A 20,466-nucleotide genomic window follows, 5' to 3' on the forward strand; every position below is an offset into this window, starting at 1 on the left:
AGCATTCTTGGGGTCGGCGCCGCAGGCATCCAGTATTTGGCGTGCGGATGCGTTAATGGTGATTTTACGGATGGGGAGAAGGAATTCCCTTAACCGGCTTTCTCCCCTTTTGTAACAAATGCGCGGGAGATTCTTCGAGTTTTTAGACCGCGCGCTTCTTGTCCTCAATGCGCCGCGGGGAGAAACTGTCCCAGGCGCCGCAGCCGAGGCAATGCCAGGAGAAGCTCGAAGCCAGGAACCCGCACTTTCTGCACTGGTAGCGCGACCACCGGCGGGCGTTTTGTTCGAGAAGCCCGGCGATCATCTTCGTCATCTCGTCGTCGGGATTCCCCTTGAGCTTCATCTGCATCATGGCGTTGAAGGCTGAAAGGCTCGGGTGCTCTTCGAGGAAGCGCCTCGCGATCTTTTCGGCCGAAGACACGCCCTGCCAGGCGGCGATGCGCGTGAGCGTTGCTTCCATGACGTCGGCAGTGCCGAGCTTCTCCGTCACGTCAAGGAGAAGCGCGAGGGCGCCCGCCTGATCGCCTTCCGCAGAAAGCGCGTCCGCGAGGTGACCGATGACGAGAGGCGCATAGTCGGGGCTCTTCTCAACCACATCCTTCCAGTAGCGGATCGCTTCCGGGGTCGACCCTTCCGCCATTGCCACCTTAGCGACCGTAATGTCGACGCGGGGCGTTGCATCCTGGTAGCGCAGAAGGGGCGTCACAAGGAGACGCGCTTCCTCGAGGTTCTTATGCTTCAGCGCGAGATCGATGCGCTCGCAGTAGAAGTGGGCAATTTCCTCGGCGTGATTTTCACCGGCCTGGGTTTCCAGGAGCCTGGCCGTTTCCGTGGCAGCCGCCCATTCGTGTTCCGTCACGTAGATCTTCAGGAGTTCGCGAAGCGCATGAAGGTGCTCGGACGGTACGCTAGCGAGCTTCCTGTACGCCGCTTCAGCACGATCGAAGAACCCGGCGCAGAGAAAGTCGCGGGCAAGCTCCTTCAAAGCGAGCGCACGCTCTTCGTCCGGAAGATCCGCGCGGTTGTAGAGATGCCGGTGAAGCCGCACAGCACGCTCGAATTCGCCGCGGCTTCTGAGGAGGTTCCCGAGCACGCGCTCGAGTTCGGTCAGTTCCGGGTCCACGCGCACGACTTCAATGAAGGCGTCGATGGCTTTGTCGGGAGCCCCGTCCAGAAGGAGCGCCAGACCCCGCGAGCAGACTTCCGGGACCTTCGCCGCTTCGCCGCGCTGCCGCTGATCCCAGCCGCGGCACCACCAGCCGGCAAAGAAGAGAACCGGAACAAAGATCAGATACCAGTAGTCGAATTCCATCGCGCGGTGCTTCCCCGAAATTAATCAGCGTACGGCACTGAATATCGCCGCACGAAGTCAAAGAGAGAAATTTTACTGCGCTCCGGAGTTTCCGGACTTTTTGAGAATCGTTCTTCTCTGCGTGGATGTCATTTTTCAAACGCCGGATGGGAAAACGGCGCACTTCCCTTCATAGGAAATGCGCCGTTGGCGTTCTTTTGATCCTGACCCCGGGGAACCCGAGGCTTCAGATCAGGTCAATCTCAAAAGCGTGAGATTAGAACGTATGCACAAGGCCGAGGTAAACATTACCGACCTTAGCTTTGTAATCGCTGACAGTCTTCGCGCCTTCACGCGTTTCAAGTTCGTCAGCCGTAGCTTCGGCATAGCCGCCGCCAACGTAGATCTTGGTGCGGGTGCTGAGCGGATAGCCATAACGGGCAGCAAGGCCATAGTACTGACCGTCAAGATCCTTGCATGCAACGCCCTCAACCGAGTAGTCCTTCAGAGTAGCGTCAACATAATACAGACCAACCGTCAGTTCACCTTCGCCAACCGGGGCCACCGTGCCGAGGTGCAGGCCATAGCCTTCAAAACCCTTTTCCGTACGAACAACCTTGACGTAATCTTCATCGTTCAGATCAATGCCGAGATCACCGAAAACGTCACGTGCACCCGAGAAATACTGGGCTTCAGCAAACACCTTCGCAACGCCGAAATCATAGTTACCACCAACAAACACGAGATTCTTATCATCAGGCTCGTACTTATCGGCAGCAACGCGGTTGGTCGTCGAATACTTCGTCAGTTCGTAGCCGACAGCAAACTGGGCGGGACCATATTCGCCGCTGACGCCAACGGAGAGATAACGATCAGCCGTGGATTCGCCTTCAATGTGCGTCGTCTTATCCTCGTTCACGTTATCCATCTTGAAGGAATACTGCACGACACCCTGAAGGCCAGCAACGCGCGGCGTGGCATAGGTGATCATGTTGTCATAACGGTCGCTGGAAGAAAAGCCCCAAACAGCATTGTCGCCGCCGTCGAAAGATTCGACGTAGCTGAGCATGTCATAGGTGCCGGCCGACGAACCAATGCCGCCCATGCGGCCAAAAGCGAGTTCACCGAAGGGGCCGTAAACCGTCAGAGCAGCTTCACGACCGAAGAGGCGATCATCCTGACCCATCGTGCCGTCATCGGTGTTGATGCCGCCTTCGAGCTTGAAGCCAACCTTGTAGCCGTTGCCGAGGTCTTCAACCCCCTTGATGCCCCAGCGGCTCGGCGTATCAATGCCGGAAGCCATCTCGAGCTTGTTGTCGCCGTCAACAGTCTTCGATCCATCGAAGTTCTTGACATCGCTGTAGGTATAGGAAAGAGCCTGGTCGATGGCGCCGTAAAGCGTCACATCAGCAGCCATGGCGGAGCCGGCAAACGCGCCGAGGACGGCGAGCGCAGCAAGAGTCTTTTTCATTTTCAGAAATCCCATTTGAAAGCCCGCCGGCATAGTGCTCTGATGGCGAAATGCTTCGGCGGACGTGAAACGAATGCTCTCAGGCATTCGCAGCACTGGCGTAGCGGACTTCTTGCACAAGACCGGAACGCCGATTGAACCGAGGTTCATCATAGGTAGAACGGAGGAGCTATTCGATGGGCAATTTCGGTAAATGAGAATTTTTCTCGATTTTTCAACTACCTCCTAGTTGTGATTTTTGTCGGATAGAAGCAACAGACGTAACAGTCCGTCATCGCCCGGACGCGTAAGAGAAAAGCCGCACTCCCTCGAAAAGGAATGCGGCTTTCAGGATGTTTTTCCGAAGAGATCCTTATTCAGTGAATGAAGGATCTCCCGAAAATCATCTTTGGTCAGACATCAGATTCGCGGCTCTTGTCCACGCGCTCCCTCAGGCCCTTGCCGGCCTTGAAGAAGACGGTGTAGCGGGCGCGCACAGCAACTGCCGAACCATCCTGAGGATTGCGGCCGACGCGCTCCGGACGATATTTCAGTCCGAAGGAGCCGAAACCGCGAATCTCGATGCGGCTGCCTTCAACCAGCGTGTCGGCCATCGTATTGATGATCACGGCAGCGGAATCCATGCAGTCGCGCTCGCGAAACGTCGGAAGACGTCCGTAGAGCTCAGCAAGAAGTTCGGATTTGGTCATGGAATTACCCATGGTTGCCTCCTCTGACTCTGATTACTTCTGCTCGAGCTTGGCCTTGAGCAGAGCGCCAAGGTTCGTCGTGCCCGTGGCGGAGCCGGCGTCAGCGTTGACGCGATCGAGCGCAACGCGGGCTTCAGCGGCGTCCTTAGCCTTGATGGAGAGCTGGATGCTGCGGTTCTTGCGATCAAGGCTGATCACGGCAGCTTCAACTTCCTGGCCGACGGAGAGAACGGTCGTGGCGTCTTCAACGCGATCCGTGGAGATCTCGGAAGCGCGGAGGTAGCCTTCGACGTCGTTGCCGAGGTCGATCACGGCGCCCTTGGCGTCAACCGACTTGACGGTGCCCTTGACGACAGCGCCCTTCTCGTGTGTGGAAGCGAACGTGCCGAACGGATCGCCGCCGAGCTGCTTGATGCCGAGGCTGATGCGTTCACGATCGGTGTCGATGGCGAGAACCATGGCTTCGACTTCGTCGCCCTTCTTGTACTGGCGGACAGCTTCTTCACCGGACTCGTTCCAGGAGAGGTCGGAGAGGTGAACGAGGCCGTCGATGCCGCCCGGGAGGCCGATGAAGACGCCGAAGTCCGTGATCGACTTGATCTGGCCCTTGACGCGATCGCCCTTCTTGTGGGACTGAGCGAACTCATCCCAGGGATTCGGCTTGCACTGCTTCATGCCGAGGCTGATGCGGCGGCGGTCTTCGTCGATGTCGAGAACCATGACTTCGACTTCATCGCCGAGCTGAACAACCTTGCGCGGATCGACGTTCTTGTTCGTCCAATCCATTTCGGAGACGTGCACGAGGCCTTCGATGCCGGCTTCGACTTCAACGAACGCACCGTAGTCGGTGATGTTCGTGACCTTGCCGAAGAGGCGGGTGCCCTTCGGATAGCGGCGGCTGATGCCGATCCACGGATCTTCGCCGAGCTGCTTGAGGCCGAGGGAGACGCGGCTCTTTTCCTTGTCGAACTTGAGAACCTTGGCGGTGATTTCCTGACCAACCTGAACGACTTCGCTCGGGTGGCGGACGCGGCGCCAGGCGAGGTCGGTGATGTGGAGGAGGCCGTCGATGCCGCCGAGGTCAACGAACGCACCGTAGTCGGTGATGTTCTTGACGATGCCCTTGACGATGGCGCCTTCCTGGAGCGTCTCGAGGAGCTTGGCGCGTTCTTCGCCCATGTTGGCTTCGACGACGGCGCGGCGGGAGACGACAACGTTGTTGCGCTTGCGGTCAAGCTTGATGACCTTGAACTCGAAGGTCTTGCCTTCGTACGGCGTCGTGTCCTTGACCGGACGGGTGTCGACGAGCGAACCCGGGAGGAAGGCGCGGATGCCGTTGGTCATGACGGTGAGGCCGCCCTTGACCTTGCCCGTGACCGTACCGGTGACGAGTTCGCCGGATTCGAGAGCCTGCTCGAGGTTCATCCAGGCGGCGAGGCGCTTGGCCTTGTCACGCGAGAGGATCGTATCGCCGTAGCCGTTTTCGACGGACTCAATGGCGACGGAGACGAAGTCGCCCGGCTTGACGGTCACTTCGCCATGGTCATCCTTGAACTCATCGATAGGCACGTAGGCTTCGCTCTTCAGGCCGGCGTTGACGACGACGAAGTTGTAGTCGACGCGGACGACTTCAGCGGTGATGACTTCACCCTGACGCATTTCCTGGCTGGCAAGGCTCTGCTCAAAGAGCTCAGCGAAGGATTCGGGCTTGTTGGTTTCGTTGGACATTGTGGAAAAAATAATGTTTGGAAGCACGCCGCATCCCTGAATCTCTGGATGCAGGAACGGGCGGAGTTGATGGAAAAATACGGGCGGCAGTCCGCTAATCCGGACACCACCCGAAGGAAACGTTTATGTTACAGCAACTTAGCGAGCGAGTTGCCACCAGTCGAGCACTTTTTTAACGACCTCGTCAATCGTCATGTCGGAAGTGTCGAGAAGCCTGGCATCCTCTGCGGGCTTCAGGGGCGCCGCGGCGCGTTCCCGGTCGCGCCGGTCGCGCTCCTCGAGGTCGCGCGTAAGCGCTGCCCGGTCGGCCTTGAGCCCTCTTGCCTCAAGCTGCCTCGCGCGCCGCTCGGCCCGCACGGCAGCGGATGCCGTCATGAAAATCTTGAGGGGCGCCTCAGGGAAAACCACCGTCCCCATGTCGCGTCCGTCAGCAACAAGCCCGGGCGCTTCCGCAGCATTCCTCTGGAGATCAAAAAGCGCCTTCCTCACGCCCGGAATGGCGGCTACCTGAGAAGCGGCAACCCCCACCTTTTCCGTACGGATCGCCTCCGTCACATCGCGGCCTTCAAGCCAGATCCTCGAATCGCGGAAAAGGGGCCTGAGGTTCCTCGCAACCGCCTCTGCCGCGGGACCGTCGGCGAGATCAATGCCGGCTTCCAGGGAAGCCAGTGCGGCAAGACGGTAAAGCGCTCCGCTGTCGAGATAGTGGAAGCCAAGCGCCCTCGCAGCGCGTTCGGCAATCGTTCCCTTGCCGCTCGCGGCCGGTCCGTCAATGGTGATCACTGGTACGGTCATTCTTTCCCTCTCGCTAAGAAATCTGCTGCTCTCCGGCCTCATGCCGGAACGACGATCTTCGTTTTGGCCGGATGCCGGACGGCAAAGTTCCTCATGAAGTCGGCGAGCTTCACCGCCCCTTCAATCGGCATGGCGTTGTACATGGAAGCCCGGATGCCGCCCACGGACCGGTGGCCCGCCAGATTAATGAACCCCTCTGCCGCGGCTTCCTTCACGAATACGCTCGTCAGCGCCTCATCGCGAAGGCGAAAGACCACGTTGACGCGGCTTCTCGAACCTTCGGCGACGTGCGACACATAGGTGTCGGGAAGTTCGCTGATGACGCTGTAGAGCTGCGACGCGCGAACGAGCGCGCGGGCATTGAGCTTCTCGAGTCCGCCTTCGTTCTCGATCCACTCGGCCATGAGGTTCGCGACGTAGAGCTGAAAAACGGGCGGCGTATTGGGAACGCTCTCCGTACGGCTGTAGACGCCGTAATTGAGGAGCGTCGGCACCTCGGCAGTCGCCAGTCCGAGAAGATCGCGTCTGAGGATGACGACCGAAAGCCCGGCGATGCCGAAATTCTTCTGCGCGGCGGCCCAGATGAGGCCGAATCTGTTGACGTCAACAGGCCTCGTCATGAAGTTGCTCGACATGTCCGCCACGAGCGGCACGTCGGGCGCGTCCGTGAGCATCGGAGGCGCCGGAAATTCCACGCCGTGGATGGTTTCGTTGTCGCAATAGGCGCAGTAGCTCGATTCCGGAAGGACTTCGAGCTCTTCATTGGCGGGCGCTCTCGTGCCCGACCCGGAATAAGCGGTCTGCACGCGCCCGAACCGGAGCGCTTCCTTTGCGGCCGCCTTGCTCCAGGCGCCCGTGATGATATAGGTCGAAAGCGTCCCGGCGCCCAAAAGATTCATGGGCACCATCGAAAACTGCATGCGCCCGCCGCCCTGACAGAAAAGGATGTCGTAATTGTCGGGCACCTTCAAGAGCGAACGGATCCGGGCCTTCAGGTTCCGCATGATCTCCGCAACCTGCGGTCCCCGGTGGCCGGCCTCGAGAATCGAAAAGCCGAGCCCCTGATAGTCGAGAAGCTCCGACTGGATCCGCGAGAGCACCGGCTCAGGCAGCATCGCCGGACCGGGAGCGAAATTGAAAGGTCGTTTCATGTAGACCCCCATCAGACTCAAGCCCGGCAGAAAGACCGGGCTTGATCGTTGAGTGCTTGGTGAATTAAGGCTTCAGCTTGCCGGCTTCGTCGCCTGCATCGGACTTCTCGTCCTCTTCGGCGTCGCCGGAATCTTCGGCATCATCGGCCTCGAGATCCTCGGACTCCTCTTCCTCAGAAGCATCGTCCTCGGGGACATTCTCGATATCGAGATGCGTCACCTCGTCCTCATCCTCTTCGCCCGTGCGGTCGATGCGCTCAATGGTTGCGAGCGTGTCTTCGCCCATGCGGATGAGAATCACGCCCTTCGTTATGCGGCCCCGCACCGGAATTTCGCCGGCACGGGTGCGGACAACCTTGCCGCCCGTCGAGAGCAGCATGATGTCGTCCTCAGGCGTCACGATGAGCGCCGCAACGAGAGAACCATTCTCCTCAGAGGTGCGGATGGCAATGCGTCCCTTGCCGCCGCGCCTCCTGATCGGGAAGTCCGAAATTGCCGTGAGCTTGCCGAATCCCTTCGAGGTCGCCGTCAGCACGAATTTGTCGGAATCCGCACAGGTCGCGAGCGCAATCACGCTCTGGCCTTCGGCAAGGCGGATGCCGCGCACGCCGTGGGCGCCGCGGCCCATGATGCGGATGTCCGTTTCCTTGAACCGCGCGCAGAAGCCGTCCGTATTGAAGAGGAAAACGTCGTCTTCGCCCGACGTGAGCGAAACGCCGATCAGATGTTCGCCTTCATCAAGGATCGTGGCGCGCACGCCCTGCTGCAGACGAACGGCGCTCGCGAATTCTGAGAGCCTCGAGCGCTTCACGGTGCCTGTATTGGTCGCGAAGAGCACAAACTTCTCGTCGTCAAAGCCCTGGATCGGCAGAATGAAGCTGATCTTCTCGCCTTCATCGAGCGGAAGAAGATTCACGATCGGACGGCCCCTCGAGCTCGCCTTCCCTTCGGGAAGATCAAAGACGTCGATGCCGTAGACCTGGCCCAGGGTCGAGAAGCAGAGAATGATGTCGTGCGTATTGGCGATGAAGAGCTTTTCAATCGCGTCGTCGGCAACAGTCGCCTGAACGTTTCTGCCGCTGCCGCCGCGCTTCTGGGCGTTGTAGTCGGAGAGTTCCTGACTCTTCACGTAGCCGCCGCGGGTGATCGACACCACCATGTCGCGGCGCGGGATCAGATCGCGCTTATTGAAGTTGGGGTCGCCCTCGAGATCCACGGTCGAGCGGCGTTCGTCGCCGTAAGTTTCTCGAATCGCAAGAAGCTCCTCGCGGATGATCGCCGTCACGCGTTCGGGCTTTCTCAGAATGTCGATGAGATCAAAGATGCGCTCCATCATGGCCGAATAGTCGGCAATGATCTTTTCGCGCTCAAGTCCCGTAAGGCGGCGCAGGTTCATCGACAGAATGTTGTCAACCTGCGTCTTCGTGAGATAGTAGAGCCCGTCAGGCTGGAGACCCCGCGAGGCTTCGAGTCCTTCGGGATCGGCGTCGCGTCCGTAGCTCCTCGCCCGCTCCGTAATGTCCTTTGCAAACCCGAGCGGCCAGCCGCGGCTCATGAGCGACGTCTGCGCTTCCTCGACGGTCTTCGCCGCGCGGATGAGGCGGATGAATTCGTCGATGTTGGCAAGCGCGATCGCCTGGCCGGCAAGAATGTGGCCGGCTTCCCGGCTCTTTCTCAGACGGAAGACCGTACGGCGCGTCACTACCTCGCGGCGGTGCGCGAGGAAGTAGGTGATCATCTGCTTCAGATTGAGGAGCATCGGCTGGCCGTCAACGAGCGCGACCATGTTCATGCCGAAGCTTTCCTGCATCTGGGTGTTCTTGAAGAGGTTGTTGAGCACAACCTCCGGCATGGTTCCCATCTTGAGGTCAATCGCAATGCGGATCTGGCGCGTCGATTCGTCGCGCATTTCCGAAATGCCCTCGAGCTTCTTCTCGCGCCAGAGTTCATGCATGCGTTCGTAGAGAACGCGCTTATTGACCATGTACGGGATCTCGTCGACCACAATGCGGGTGCGGCCGTTGCCGAATTCCTCAAGGTGCGTTCTCGCGCGCATGAGGACGCGTCCGCGGCCGGTGCGGTAGCCCTCATGGACGCCGCTGATGCCGAAGACGATGCCGCCCGTCGGGAAGTCGGGAGCAGGCATGCGTCGGATGAGGTCGTCGATCGTGCAGTCAGGGTGCTCGAGCGCATGCACGCAGGCGTCGATGGTTTCCTTCAGGTTGTGGGGCGGAATGTTGGTCGCCATGCCGACCGCGATGCCCGAAGAGCCGTTGACGAGAAGTTCCGGGAGGCGCGTAGGCAGAACCACGGGCTCCATTTCGGAATTGTCGAAGTTCGGGATGTAGTCGACCGTATCTTCATGAAGGTCGGCGAGCATCTCCTCGGCAATCTTCATGAGGCGGACTTCCGTATAGCGCATGGCCGCCGCGCTGTCGCCGTCGATCGAGCCGAAGTTGCCCTGACCGTAGATGAGCGGGTAGCGCATGGAGAAGTCCTGCGCCATGCGCACGATCGTCTGGTACGCGGCGCTGTCGCCGTGCGGGTGGAATTTGCCGAGCACCTCGCCCACCACGCGGGCGGCCTTCTTCGTTGGCGAATTCCAGACATTCCCGATTTCCTTCATCGCGTAGAGCACGCGGCGGTGAACGGGCTTCAGGCCATCGCGCACATCAGGAAGCGCACGCCCGACGATGACGCTCATTGCGTAGTCGAGATACGACTGGCGCATCTCATTCTCAATGGCTACCGGGAGAAGCTCCTGGGCAATGGCATCGCCCGAGGTCGGGGAGGACCCTTCGGGCTGACCTTCCTCTTCGTTGATCGCCTCACCCTCGTTCTTCTTGTCTTCGTCCATCAGCTCACCTGTTAGCGATGCGCCGCTTCGATGTCAGCGCACAAAAGGCCGCGGGCGCCTCGAGGGCTCAACCGCATGCGCAACATTTGAGAGCATGCATGCGGGAGCCGGCCGCCTGCGGCAATATGAGAAACGAGTTATTTTATCAGCTTCCATCCATTTTCCATCCCGCACGGACGGGCGTTGAGAGAGCCTCTCCGGAGTCTCTCCGGCGCCTTCGCTCCCGCCGCAGTTTTCCTTTCCACTCGAAGAGAAAAGAAGTGCTCAACGCAGATACGATCATTGAGGCCCGCTGGGTCATTCCTGTCGCCCCGAAGGGCGTCATTCTTGAGAACACCTCCGTCGTGATTGCCGACGGCCGGATCATCGATCTGCTTCCGATTTCCGAAGCGCGCACGAAGTACAGCGCCCCGGAAGTCGTTGCCCTTCCGGAGAGCGCGCTCCTCCCGGGGTTCGTCAATCTGCATTCCCATGCCGCCATGAATCTTGTGCGCGGCCTCGGCGCCGACCTTCCCCTCATGGACTGGCTCACGAAGAAGATCTGGCCCGCCGAAGGAAAGCTCATGAGCCCGGAATTCGTGCGCGAGGGCTCGTGGCTCGCGGGGCTCGAAATGGCCGCAGGGGGCGTCACGACGACTTCCGACCACTACTTCTTCCCGAAGGCTGCTGCTGAAGGGATCCGTTCGGCGGGTCTTCGCTGCGCGGTCTCCGGAATCGTGATCGGCTTCCCCTCGGCCTGGGCGAAAAACGACGCCGAATACCTTGAAAAATCCGAGGCGCTCATCCGCGAATTCGAAGGCGACCGCTTCATTCACGCCACCATTGCGCCCCATGCGCCCTATACGGTGTCGGATGAGTCCCTCAAGGCCTGCGCGGCGATTTCAGACCGCTACGGCGTGCCGATTCACATGCATGTGAACGAAACCGCGGGAGAAGTAGCCGACAGCCTGCGCGATCACGGCGAACGCCCGATCGAGCGCCTTCGCCGCTGCGGCCTCCTGAACGACCGCCTCATTGCCGTGCACAGCGTGCACGCCAATGACGACGACATCCGCGCGATGGCGGCTGCCCGTTCAAGCGCCTGCCACTGCCCGTGCTCCAACCTGAAGCTTGCCTCGGGCTTCGCCCCCGTCGCGAAGTTCCTCGCCGCAGGCATCAATCTCGGCATCGGCACCGACGGCGCAGCGAGCAACGACAAGCTCGACATGCTCGGCGAAACGCGTTTGGCGGCCATGCTTGCCAAAACCGTTGCGGGCGACCCCACCGCCGCCCCCGTCTTCGACATGCTCGAGGCGGCGACCCTCGCGGGCGCTCGCGCGCTCAGGTGGGACAGTGAAATCGGCTCTCTTGAAAAGGGCAAGGCAGCCGACATGTTTGCAATTTGTCTCAGCACTCCGGAGTCGCTTCCGGTTCAGGACCCGGCCGCACAAATTCTTTATTCGGCCGGACGCGAATGCATTACGCATACCTGGGTGGACGGAAGCCTCATCATGGAGAAGTCCCAGAAGACCGTTTATCCCGATTCCCAGGCGCTCGAAAGAGCCCGGTCGCTCGCCGCCAAGTGGCAGAGTCGAATTTGATATTCCGATTCAGCTTGTCTGCCGCCGGGCATCCGACGATGCGCCGCGGCACGACAAAACATCCGGGATTAAAACACGCTTCATTGATCTCAGTGCAAAGCTCCTCAAGGTGCTTTGTCTATAATGAGAGATACTCAAAACTATTCCCATGCTGATCCTTCCCGCCTCTCTGAAATGCAGCAAGCGGTTCAGGATCAGCTTGATTTCCCACTGCGGGATGACCAGTCAGTGCCGTCTAAAGAAAGGACAGGCATTCTTCCTCGTCCTGTTTCCTAAAAGGATCCTCAAATGAAGACTTCCGCGAAGCTTTGCGGCATTGCCGCCGCTCTTCTTCTCGCTGCTTCCTTCAATGCTTCTGCCGCCGAAACCGTGAACCCCTACGTTCATTCCTCCTCCGGCCAGATCGTGAAGAACAGCACCGATCTTTGCTGGCGCACCGGCTTCTGGACCCCGGCTCTCGCCGAGGCGATGGGTGTTGACGGCGCCGGCTGCGCTTGCGATGCCGACATCCTCGACAAGCAGGCCTGCACCGCTGTTGAAGCCCCTGTTGCCACGAAGTCCGCTGAAAAGGTGACCTTCTCGGCCGACATGCTCTTCAACTTCGACCGCGCCACGCTCAAGCCCGAAGGCCAGGCCGTCCTTGACGACCTCGTCTCCCGCATCGCCGGCGTTGACATCGAAGTCATCCTCTCGACCGGCTATGCCGACCGTCTCGGCAAGGCCGCCTACAACGAGAAGCTCTCGCAGCGTCGTGCCGACGCCGTCAAGGCCTACCTCGTTCAGAAGGGCGTTGATGCCGCTCTGATCAAGACCGAAGGCAAGGGCTCCGCTGACCCGGTCGTCAACTGCCCGAACCCCTCCAAGGCCGGTCAGATCAAGAACTTCCGCGCGCTCGTTGACTGCCTGCAGCCCAACCGCCGCGCCGTCGTTGAAGTCGTCGGCTCCCGTCCGGCGATGTAATCTTCCTCAGATGCCCCATGCATCTGTAGGCTGATCGCAACAAAGCCCCTGTCTACCGGCAGGGGCTTTCCTTTATGGGAAAAAAGAAAATCATGATCCCCGGCCTCTTTCTTTTCGACCTCGACGGAACGCTCGTCGATACCGCGCCCGATCTCGGCGGCGCCGTGAACGACATGCGCACTGCCCGCGGGCTTGAGCCGCTGCCGCTCGACCTCCTTCGCGAGCCTGCCGGCCACGGTGCGCCGAAGCTCCTCAAAGCGGCCTTCAATATGGAAACGACGGATCCGCAGTACCCGGCGATGCGTGCAGAGTTTCTGAGGAACTACGCCGCGCGCGGCGTATCCCATTCGCCGCTCTTTGCCGGCATCCGGGAGCTTCTTGAGGCGCTCCGTGAAATGCATGTTCCCATGGGCGTCGTCACGAATAAGCCGCAGGAACTTGCCGACAAGGTCTGCCGGGAACTTGATCTCAGGGACTTTATGGAAGTCGTGATCGGTCTCGGCCCCGAAGGCACGAAACTGAAGCCTGCGCCGGATTCGCTTCTTCTGGCGCTCAGGCAGACCGGGATTCCCGCGGAAAAAACGCTTTATGCGGGCGACAACACCAAGGATGCGCTCGCCGCTCAGGCGGCAGGAATTCCTTTTGCCTTTGTCGCCTGGGTCTGTCAGCAGGAACTTCCTGATGAAGCGCTTTATGAATGCGCTGCCCGGACACCTGCAGACCTCCTCACCTGGATGCTTCGTCGGTGAGCTCCGCCGGGGGAGCGTTGATTTGTTGTGTAAACACCCCTCGGTTACGTTGCGTTTCAGACCATTCCTGCACCAGCAGGCGTCTTCAGGGTATGATTCGCGTCACCACATCCGGGGGCGCCTTGGTTTCGACGAGGATACTGACGCTGTCCGGTGCATGCCGAGGTGCAGTCACCTCGTAAATCCGCTGCAATCAATTAAACGCCAACAACAAGCGTTTCGCTCTCGCGGCTTAATCCCGCGGGATGCTGCACTGATTTGACTTTGGGTCAGGCAGGGCAACCTGCAGCAGCATCAAATTACAAAGCCTAGGTTCGCCGGCTGTCGTCGACGGCGTTCCGAAACTTAGATGACTGGGCAGCCGCTGGCCCGCCGATTGGCAAAACGGTTGTCGAGATCCAAATCATTCGGCTACGCATGTAGATCCGCCAGAAAACGATTTTCGGACGCGGGTTCAACTCCCGCCGCCTCCACCAATTTTTAAAACCGCGACGCGCTTGAAGCACGCCGCGGTTTTTGCATATTGGAAAACCCGGGAGACCTATCGAATACCCGGCTTTTAGCCTTCCGGAGCGCCGCATCGGCGCCGCGCCTCCCCTTAACCGCCCTGCGGATTGCTAGGATTAAGAAGCGTCTCAACATTCTTCTGAGACGCTTTCCCTTGAGTACCCGATTCTTGACTTCTGAGCGAAGACCCCCGATGCCCACAGAAAATACCTTTTCCGCGCTTCAGCCTGCCTTTGACGCACTTGCGCTTATCTTCCTCCAGCCCGAAACGCTCGGCGCCGCCGCACAGCTCCCTCAGGCAGCCGAAGTTGTTCTCGAAGCAGGAGGCAATCTTCCCCAGACGCTCAGCAGCCGGCTCGACGAAATTGCCGCCCGCACGCCGGTTAGCGACCTCGCGCTCGCTCAGGCCTATGCAAAGCTTTTCCTCGGCGTGGGCGAGAAAACCATTCCGCTTTGCGAAAGCGCATGGACGAGCGCTCAGCACCTGCTCTGCCAGGGAGCGGAGCTTGAATGCCGCCGGGTCTATGAGGATGCCGGCCTCGAGCTCGCGGGCGGCTCCGTCGTCCCCGAGGATCATCTGGGCCTCATGCTCGGGTTCCTCGCGGTATCCGCGCTTCGCGGCGATGCCCGGACGGGGCTCGATTTCTATAAGACGCACGCCGCTCCGCTGATTCCGGCGATTGCCGACGCCATCCGTCAGCGCGGCGAGGATGCCGGCCCCTATCTCGATGCCGCAGACCTCCTTGAAGGCATTCATCAGGCGCTCGCGTGAAGAACGCCTCTCGAGGACCAGAACTAAAAAGGCCGCCCTGAAGGATTCTCTCCCGGGCGGCCTTTCTGTTATGCCTTGAGAAGAAGTGCTCAGAGCTTCAGCTCATAGGACTCCACATCCATATGGGTCGCAATGTAGCGGATCTTGGGCTTTGTGCCCGCCTTCACGTTCATCGCCCTCGCCTGAGCAATGAGCTTTTCCATTTCGGGCGTGGGCGACTCGTAGTCGACGAGCGTCATCGCGCCGATGCCGCAGGCTTCAACGCAGGCGGGCTTCAGGCCCTTCGACGTGCGGTGCGTGCAGAGCGTGCAGTGTTCCGCGCGCCCGGCCTTGTGCTTCTGCCAGGGCTCGAGGTCGCGGACCGCCAGCGGCACCTTGTCGCCGTAGTAGCTCGTGACGCCGGAGGTATTGAACTGCGGGACGCCGTAGGGGCAGACCCTCGCGCACATCTGGCAGCCGATGCATTTTTCCTCGTCGACGAGCACCTCTCCCGCCGGCCCCTTGTGGATCGCCTTTGCAGGACAAACCTTCATGCAGGCGGGGTTGTCGCAGTGCTGGCAGGAAGCGCGGAAGTAGTTGATGACGTTCGCCTTCGCGTCTTCAAGACGCTGGATCTTTTCATAGAAGATCCCGGGCGCCACCTGATTTTCTTCCTTGCAGGCAATGGCGCAGGCATGGCAGCCCACGCACTTGTCGATATTAACAATGATTCCGTAGCTCGACATGTCTTTCTCCTTTAGGCGTTCTTCGCCGCATCAGCCTTGACGACTTCGACGCAGACGTCGTTGCAGCAGGGGTAGCCCGAAATCGGGTCCCAGCCCTTTCTCGGAATAAGACCCTGGGTTTCCTGATCGCCGCGCCAGCCGTACTGGGCGTCGACCATGCCTTTCCTCGCAAGGATCGTGACGCGCACGCGGGCGCGCACCTTGTCCTTCGAGTAGGGAGAAATAATCCAGACCTTGTCGCCTTCCACGAGATTGCGGGCGGCGGCATCGGCCGGATGCATGTTGATGTAGGACTCGGGCTCGAGCTCGAGAAGATACGGCTGATCGCTTCTCGTCTTCGAGTGCGTGATGTAGGGACGACGCGTGCCGTTCAAGAGCTTCAACGGATACTTTTCGGTCGGCTGCGGGGCCTTCTCGTAGACGGGGAGTCCGGGGAAGCCGTGCTTCGCCTGAACGGACGAAACGAATTCGATCTTGCCAGAAGGCGTTCTGAAGCCGGGCTTGCCGTCAAAGCGCAGGATGCCCTTCGCATACTTTTCCGTCGCAGGCTTCGGGAACCATTCGCAGACCTTCACCGCCGGAAGCATCGCCTGACGTTCGGCATAGCTCGTGCCCCAGCCGTTCAGGATCGAATCGCAGGCCTTAACCGGGTCGCCGCCGAAGAAGAGGTCGCTGTCGCCCGTCACGGCCGCACCGATCGTGAGCGCAATCTTCCAGTCTTCCCAGGCTTCGCCGAGAGGCTTCACGGGCTTTCTTGCGCTCACGGCGCGCCCATGGACGCCGAAGGGCGCATAGCGCTCGAAGTTCATTGCGGCCGGAAGCACCAGGTCCATATCGTGGTGCGTCTCGTCGCGGTAGAAGTAGTCGGTCGCGAACGAGAAGTCGAGCTTTCTGATCGCTTCCTGATACTCGGCCGGGCTCGGCCAGATGAGAAGGTTCGTGCCGAAGCCGGCAAACGCCTTGATGCGGCCTTCCTCCACCATTTCGGGGAGCTTGTTCGGGCTGCAGAGCACCTGCATTTCGTTCCAGACGGGAGCGAATTCGCGGTCGATGCGGCGCGCCTTCTGTTCGGGCTGATTGAACCAGGCCTGATCAATGAAGGTCTTCGTATAGCCTTCGTCCCAGCGGATGTAGTCCTCGGGCCAGTTGTTGAAGGTCGAGCCGCCGGCATTGTCGACGTTCCCCGTGAGGGCCATGAGGAGCGAATACGCGCGCACGTTGTTGCAGCCGTTCCCCTGATGCGGGATCGACTGACCCGGGAGCATCATCGAGGAGGGGCCGTCGGCGAACATGCGCGCCGCCTTCACCACGTCCTCAGCAGGGACGCCGGTTTCCTTTTCAACATACTCAGGCGTAAAGGCTTCGCAGTACTTGACGAGCTCTTCATAGCCCGTGCACCACTTGTCGACGAACTCGCGCTTCACGAGTCCTTCCTTCACGAGGACGCGGATCATGCCCCAGGCAAGCGCGCCGTCGGTGCCGGGCTTCACCTGCAGGTGAATGTCGGCCTGTTCGGCAACCTTCGTGCGGCGCGGATCGGAGACGATGAGCTTCAGACCGCGCGCCTTCTGCGCGAGGAGATTCCTGAAGAAACCGTGGGGCGAGGCCCAGGAGCCGTTCTTGCCGACGATCATGCAGCACTTCGTCTTCGGGCTCGGACCGCCTGCGATTTCTGCGCCGTAGGAGAGCTCAAGCGCATGCACGTATGCGAGGTTGCAGGCCACCGAGCTTTCGCAGCAGTAGTTGGGGCTGCCGAAATAGCGCGCGAGACGCATGACGGGAGGACGGGGCTCCTTCGGGTCGCCGCAGTAAAAGAGCACGCGGTCGGCGCCGTTCTTTTCCTTCACGGCATTGAGCTTCTCGGCGATCGTTTTGATCGCCTCGTCCCAGCTGATGCGCACCCAGCCCGGATCAGCCGCACCCTTGGGCGCCGTACGCTTCATCGGGTAAAGGAGTCGATTGGGGTTGTAGAGCCTCTGGAGCGTCGAAATGCCCTTCGAGCAGAGGAAGTGATTCGGATGTTCGTTCCAGTTTTCAATGCGGATCACGGTATTGCCGCGCGCCTTGAAATGGATGCCGCACATCGGCATATGGTTGCAGGAATCGCAGATGGTCCAGCCGGACCAGTCGGTCTGAGATTCCTGAGAGGCAGCTGCACGAACGGCAGGCTGGAAAAGCGCGGCAGCAAAGCCCGCGCCCGCACCCTTCATCAGGGCGCGGCGTGAGACGGACAGGGTCATGTTGTTCTCCTTGCGCTTTCTATTTTTGTTTTGAAAATGCGCAATTTTTGAAATGGGTCCTTTTTTATCCTAGGAGAACTTAAGGGGCACTTCTATTCGTAAATATCCTAGAGCCGCTAGCGATTTAAACGTGCTATGGATCCGGCCGGGTAAACAGTTCAGCCGCGTGAAGGCGCCAATGCAAATTGCGAGCAAATGTTTGAATTTCGCCTCTTTCTCTCGCCAGACCGATAATGTTCTACACACATATCCCTACCGAAACAGGAATTCTCTATGGCGAAAGTCCTCAAATTCACCGCATGCGCCGCTGCGGTTGCCGTAGCGCTTTACGCCGGCGCCGGCTACGTTGGCGTCCCCTATGCGACGCGCACCGTTCTTGAAAAAGTGGTGTCCCAGGAGCTCGGCCGCGAAGTAACGCTCTCCGACGTTTCCTTCAATCCCTGGACGCTCGTTTATGAGCTCAGGGGACTCTCGATCCCGGAAGCGGGGAGCGACCCGCTCCTCAGGCTCGACCTCCTGCGAGTAGACGCCTCGATTCAAACGCTCTTCAAGCTTGCTCCCGTCATTGAGGAAGTCACCATCGACGGCCTTCGCATCAATGCCGTCATGAATGAAAAGAACCGCCGGGATGTCGAGCGGCTGATGGGCAAATCAGGAACATCTGAAAAATCAGGCAGCGCTGAAAAGAAGAGCGAGGCCTCCTCCGGGCTTCCTCAGTTTGCGGTCTACAACATTTCCGTCACGAACAGCTCGCTCAGCTACCGCGACGACGCGCAGAAAATCAACCAGGCGCTCACCGACCTGACGCTGAAGCTCCCCTTCGTCTCCACGATGGAGAGCGCTTCGGAGAGCCTCGTGACGCCTGAGCTCGCGTTTAAGCTCAACGGTTCCCAGATTGAGGCGACAGGCTCAACGAAGCCCTTCGGCACAACGCTCGAAGCGCGCCTCAACTTCAAGGTTTCCGCCCTCGACGTGGCCGAGCTTGCGCGCATTGTTCCCGCACTCAATTCCGACAACCTGCGCGTCGCCGATGCGAAGCTTTCTTCCGACCTCACCTTCGTCTTCCGCAATCCGACAGGCGGGAATCCGGCAAAGATGCTTCTTTCGGGCACAACCTCTCTCGCGAACGTTTCCGTCACCCAGAAGGAGAGTCCGATCGTCACGCTCCCCAAGGCCGAACTCAACCTCAACGAACTTGACCTCGTGGACCAGCGCGCCGTCGTGGAAAACCTGACGCTGACGGGGCTCAGGCTAGACGTGAGAAATTCCAAAGCGGGCATCAACCTCCTTACGGCCGCTCAAAGCGCTGCCGGCGGAACGGCGGAAGCCAAGCCTGAGGAAAAGAAGGAGGCTGCCCAAGCAGCGTCTTCTTCCTCTCCCTGGACCTGGAAGGTAGTGGCCGCCTCGCTTCGCGACGCCAATATTTCCTGGACCGACTCCACGCTTTCGCCGGCCGCCAAAATTACCGTTGCGAATCTTGATGCCTCTGTAAAGAACCTCTCTTCGGACGTTGAGAAGCCGGGCAGCTTCTCCGTTTCGGCTGAACTTCTGGGCGGCAGGATCGAAGGCTCCGGCACCGCTCAGATTTCGCCGCTTGCCGTCTCGGCTGCGGCCAAAGGCACGAGGCTTTCCCTTAATGCAGCCGCTCCCTACATTACGAAAGCGCTCGGCGCAGACGTAAGAGCAGGCATTGCCTTTGACGTCAAGGCGGATCTGAAGGGTTCGGACGTTGCCGCCTCAGGCACTGCTACCCTGAACGACTTCACGCTGAAGGAAGGGAAATCAACGCTCGCGTCCTTCAAGACGGCAACGCTCAAGCTCAATTCCGTCGACACCGCCAGGCGCTCCGCCGATGTCGCGCTCGTCTCGCTCGCGAGCCCCGTCGTCAATGCCGTCATGACGAAGTCGGGCATCAATTTCGCGAAGCTTGCGGGCTCCGGATCGGAGTCGAAGACTCAGACTGAGGCAAAGCCAAGCAGCAAGGCTGAAGCGAACTCGCCCGCCTGGTCGTGGAAGGTCGCCCAGGCCTCCGTCACCAACGGCACGCTCAACTATCGCGACGAAAGCATCAGCCCCGTCGGCACGGCATCCATTCCGAAGCTCAATCTGACGGTCAAAAATCTTTCCTCCGCCAAGGGAAACCTCGGTACGGTCGACTTCTCGAGCGGCCTGGGAGGCGGCAGCCTCAACGCTGCGGGCAAATTCGGCATCTCCCCGGTTGCAGCTGATATTGAAGTCAAGGGCAGCAAGATCGGCCTCAAGCCTTTCTCTGCCCTCATGACGGGCTACGCCGGCATTGGCGCCAAGTCCGGCACCTTCGATGCGTCCGGACGCATGAAGCTTGCCTCCCAGAAGGAAAAGACCATTGCCGGCTGGAAGGGCGACCTTTCCCTCTCGACGCTTGATCTGACGAACAGCAAGGGCACCGGGCTCATGAGCTGGAAGAAAGCCTCTCTTACGGGGCTCGAGGTTGAAACCACGGAACCCATCCACCTCGTCGTCGCCAAGGCTGAAATCGATCAGCCCGCGCAGAAGCAGGTCGCGGCCGTGAAGGAAATCGCCGGCATTGCCTCCCTGATTTCCTCCCTCACCGGAAAGGACAAGACTGCTCAGAAGATCGAGAAGTACAGCGAGAAGATTCCCGACAAGATCACGCTTGAAAACGTCCGCTATGAGAACGGCAAATTCTCTGCCGAGGGCGTGAGCGCAGCTTCCGTCGGCGGCATTCTTCTCAACAAGCTCTCCGAAGCCATGAGCGAAAAACTCGGCGGAAGCTCTTCCGCGACCAGTACGACAAAGTAGCTTGTGAAGCCAGCCTGCAAGCCAGGCAAACTTACCGCGGGGGAGTCCTGCTTCAGGATTCCTCTGCGGGAGTTCAGCATGAAGACGGGCTTTAGCGCCGTACCATCATTCATACCATCAATAAAACGCCGCCGAAGGAAATCTGAGGC

General features: G+C 59.8%; 14 protein-coding genes and 1 other RNA gene. 6 read left to right on the forward strand and 9 right to left on the reverse strand.

Annotated elements, in window-relative coordinates:
• Nucleotides 1–142: 142 nt before the first annotated feature.
• The 7 genes from Q0106_RS03105 to gyrA form a co-directional block, all read right to left on the reverse strand.
• Nucleotides 143–1,312: a lipopolysaccharide assembly protein LapB gene (locus Q0106_RS03105; protein WP_297608674.1), complete on the reverse strand. Its 1,170-nt coding sequence runs from the start codon at nt 1,310–1,312 to the stop codon at nt 143–145.
• Between the two features lie 256 nt (nt 1,313–1,568).
• The gene (locus Q0106_RS03110) at nt 1,569–2,762 is read right to left on the reverse strand and encodes a porin (RefSeq protein ID WP_297608676.1); all 1,194 of its coding nucleotides are present in this window, start codon (nt 2,760–2,762) and stop codon (nt 1,569–1,571) included.
• 392 nt (nt 2,763–3,154) lie between these two features.
• The gene (locus Q0106_RS03115) at nt 3,155–3,463 is read right to left on the reverse strand and encodes an HU family DNA-binding protein (RefSeq protein WP_297608679.1); all 309 of its coding nucleotides are present in this window, start codon (nt 3,461–3,463) and stop codon (nt 3,155–3,157) included.
• A 21-nt stretch (nt 3,464–3,484) separates the two neighbouring features.
• Nucleotides 3,485–5,179 carry a 30S ribosomal protein S1 gene (gene rpsA / locus Q0106_RS03120; RefSeq protein WP_139689151.1) on the reverse strand — a complete coding sequence of 565 codons (1,695 nt, stop codon included), beginning with the start codon at nt 5,177–5,179 and terminating at the stop codon, nt 3,485–3,487.
• 138 nt (nt 5,180–5,317) lie between these two features.
• Nucleotides 5,318–5,974: a (d)CMP kinase gene (gene cmk / locus Q0106_RS03125; RefSeq protein WP_297608682.1), complete on the reverse strand. Its 657-nt coding sequence runs from the start codon at nt 5,972–5,974 to the stop codon at nt 5,318–5,320.
• 38 nt (nt 5,975–6,012) lie between these two features.
• Nucleotides 6,013–7,125, reverse strand: a complete 1,113-nt coding sequence (gene serC, locus Q0106_RS03130) for a 3-phosphoserine/phosphohydroxythreonine transaminase (protein ID WP_297608685.1) — start codon at nt 7,123–7,125, stop codon at nt 6,013–6,015.
• Between the two features lie 64 nt (nt 7,126–7,189).
• Entirely contained in the window at nt 7,190–9,982 is a 2,793-nt protein-coding gene (gyrA, locus tag Q0106_RS03135) for a DNA gyrase subunit A (RefSeq protein ID WP_297608688.1), read from the reverse strand.
• A 260-nt stretch (nt 9,983–10,242) separates the two neighbouring features.
• Here gyrA and Q0106_RS03140 point away from each other — a divergent pair, with 260 nt between their 5' ends.
• The 5 genes from Q0106_RS03140 (at nt 10,243) to Q0106_RS03160 (ending at nt 14,550) form a co-directional block, all read left to right on the forward strand.
• Complete coding sequence (locus Q0106_RS03140; protein WP_297608691.1) at nt 10,243–11,562, forward strand: TRZ/ATZ family hydrolase; 1,320 nt, start codon at nt 10,243–10,245, stop codon at nt 11,560–11,562.
• Nucleotides 11,563–11,850: 288 nt separating this feature from the next.
• Nucleotides 11,851–12,522 carry an OmpA family protein gene (locus tag Q0106_RS03145; RefSeq protein ID WP_139688047.1) on the forward strand — a complete coding sequence of 224 codons (672 nt, stop codon included), beginning with the start codon at nt 11,851–11,853 and terminating at the stop codon, nt 12,520–12,522.
• Nucleotides 12,523–12,596: 74 nt separating this feature from the next.
• Nucleotides 12,597–13,271 carry an HAD-IA family hydrolase gene (locus Q0106_RS03150; protein WP_297608696.1) on the forward strand — a complete coding sequence of 225 codons (675 nt, stop codon included), beginning with the start codon at nt 12,597–12,599 and terminating at the stop codon, nt 13,269–13,271.
• A gap of 113 nt (nt 13,272–13,384) precedes the next feature.
• Nucleotides 13,385–13,747, forward strand: a transfer-messenger RNA (tmRNA) gene (ssrA, locus tag Q0106_RS03155).
• Between the two features lie 224 nt (nt 13,748–13,971).
• Nucleotides 13,972–14,550, forward strand: coding sequence for a molecular chaperone TorD family protein (locus Q0106_RS03160; RefSeq protein WP_297608699.1), 579 nt, complete (start codon nt 13,972–13,974; stop codon nt 14,548–14,550).
• A gap of 89 nt (nt 14,551–14,639) precedes the next feature.
• Here the strand turns inward: Q0106_RS03160 and Q0106_RS03165 are convergent, their stop codons facing one another.
• Both Q0106_RS03165 and Q0106_RS03170 read right to left on the reverse strand, forming a co-directional pair.
• Nucleotides 14,640–15,275: a 4Fe-4S dicluster domain-containing protein gene (locus tag Q0106_RS03165; RefSeq protein ID WP_297608702.1), complete on the reverse strand. Its 636-nt coding sequence runs from the start codon at nt 15,273–15,275 to the stop codon at nt 14,640–14,642.
• 11 nt (nt 15,276–15,286) lie between these two features.
• Nucleotides 15,287–17,515, reverse strand: a complete 2,229-nt coding sequence (locus Q0106_RS03170; protein WP_297608705.1) for a molybdopterin-dependent oxidoreductase — start codon at nt 17,513–17,515, stop codon at nt 15,287–15,289.
• Nucleotides 17,516–17,788: 273 nt separating this feature from the next.
• Between Q0106_RS03170 and Q0106_RS03175 the strand changes: the two genes are divergently transcribed.
• A complete protein-coding gene (locus tag Q0106_RS03175; RefSeq protein ID WP_297608708.1) occupies nt 17,789–20,317 on the forward strand; it encodes a DUF748 domain-containing protein in 2,529 nt (842 codons plus the stop codon).
• The last annotated feature ends 149 nt before the right edge of the window (nt 20,318–20,466 follow it).

The sequence above is a fragment of the uncultured Sutterella sp. genome (genome assembly GCF_937923675.1).
In the GTDB taxonomy this organism is placed as follows: domain Bacteria; phylum Pseudomonadota; class Gammaproteobacteria; order Burkholderiales; family Burkholderiaceae_F; genus Sutterella.

Bases quoted from the DNA above. Each gene is read 5' to 3' on its own strand.
- Q0106_RS03105 (WP_297608674.1), bottom strand. From the start codon at position 1,312: ATGGAATTCGACTACTGGTATCTGATCTTTGTTCCGGTTCTCTTCTTT.
- Q0106_RS03110 (WP_297608676.1), bottom strand. From the start codon at position 2,762: ATGAAAAAGACTCTTGCTGCGCTCGCCGTCCTCGGCGCGTTTGCCGGC.
- Q0106_RS03115 (WP_297608679.1), bottom strand. From the start codon at position 3,463: ATGGGTAATTCCATGACCAAATCCGAACTTCTTGCTGAGCTCTACGGA.
- rpsA (WP_139689151.1), bottom strand. From the start codon at position 5,179: ATGTCCAACGAAACCAACAAGCCCGAATCCTTCGCTGAGCTCTTTGAG.
- cmk (WP_297608682.1), bottom strand. From the start codon at position 5,974: ATGACCGTACCAGTGATCACCATTGACGGACCGGCCGCGAGCGGCAAG.
- serC (WP_297608685.1), bottom strand. From the start codon at position 7,125: ATGAAACGACCTTTCAATTTCGCTCCCGGTCCGGCGATGCTGCCTGAG.
- gyrA (WP_297608688.1), bottom strand. From the start codon at position 9,982: ATGGACGAAGACAAGAAGAACGAGGGTGAGGCGATCAACGAAGAGGAA.
- Q0106_RS03145 (WP_139688047.1), top strand. From the start codon at position 11,851: ATGAAGACTTCCGCGAAGCTTTGCGGCATTGCCGCCGCTCTTCTTCTC.
- Q0106_RS03150 (WP_297608696.1), top strand. From the start codon at position 12,597: ATGGGAAAAAAGAAAATCATGATCCCCGGCCTCTTTCTTTTCGACCTC.
- Q0106_RS03160 (WP_297608699.1), top strand. From the start codon at position 13,972: ATGCCCACAGAAAATACCTTTTCCGCGCTTCAGCCTGCCTTTGACGCA.
- Q0106_RS03165 (WP_297608702.1), bottom strand. From the start codon at position 15,275: ATGTCGAGCTACGGAATCATTGTTAATATCGACAAGTGCGTGGGCTGC.
- Q0106_RS03170 (WP_297608705.1), bottom strand. From the start codon at position 17,515: ATGACCCTGTCCGTCTCACGCCGCGCCCTGATGAAGGGTGCGGGCGCG.
- Q0106_RS03175 (WP_297608708.1), top strand. From the start codon at position 17,789: ATGGCGAAAGTCCTCAAATTCACCGCATGCGCCGCTGCGGTTGCCGTA.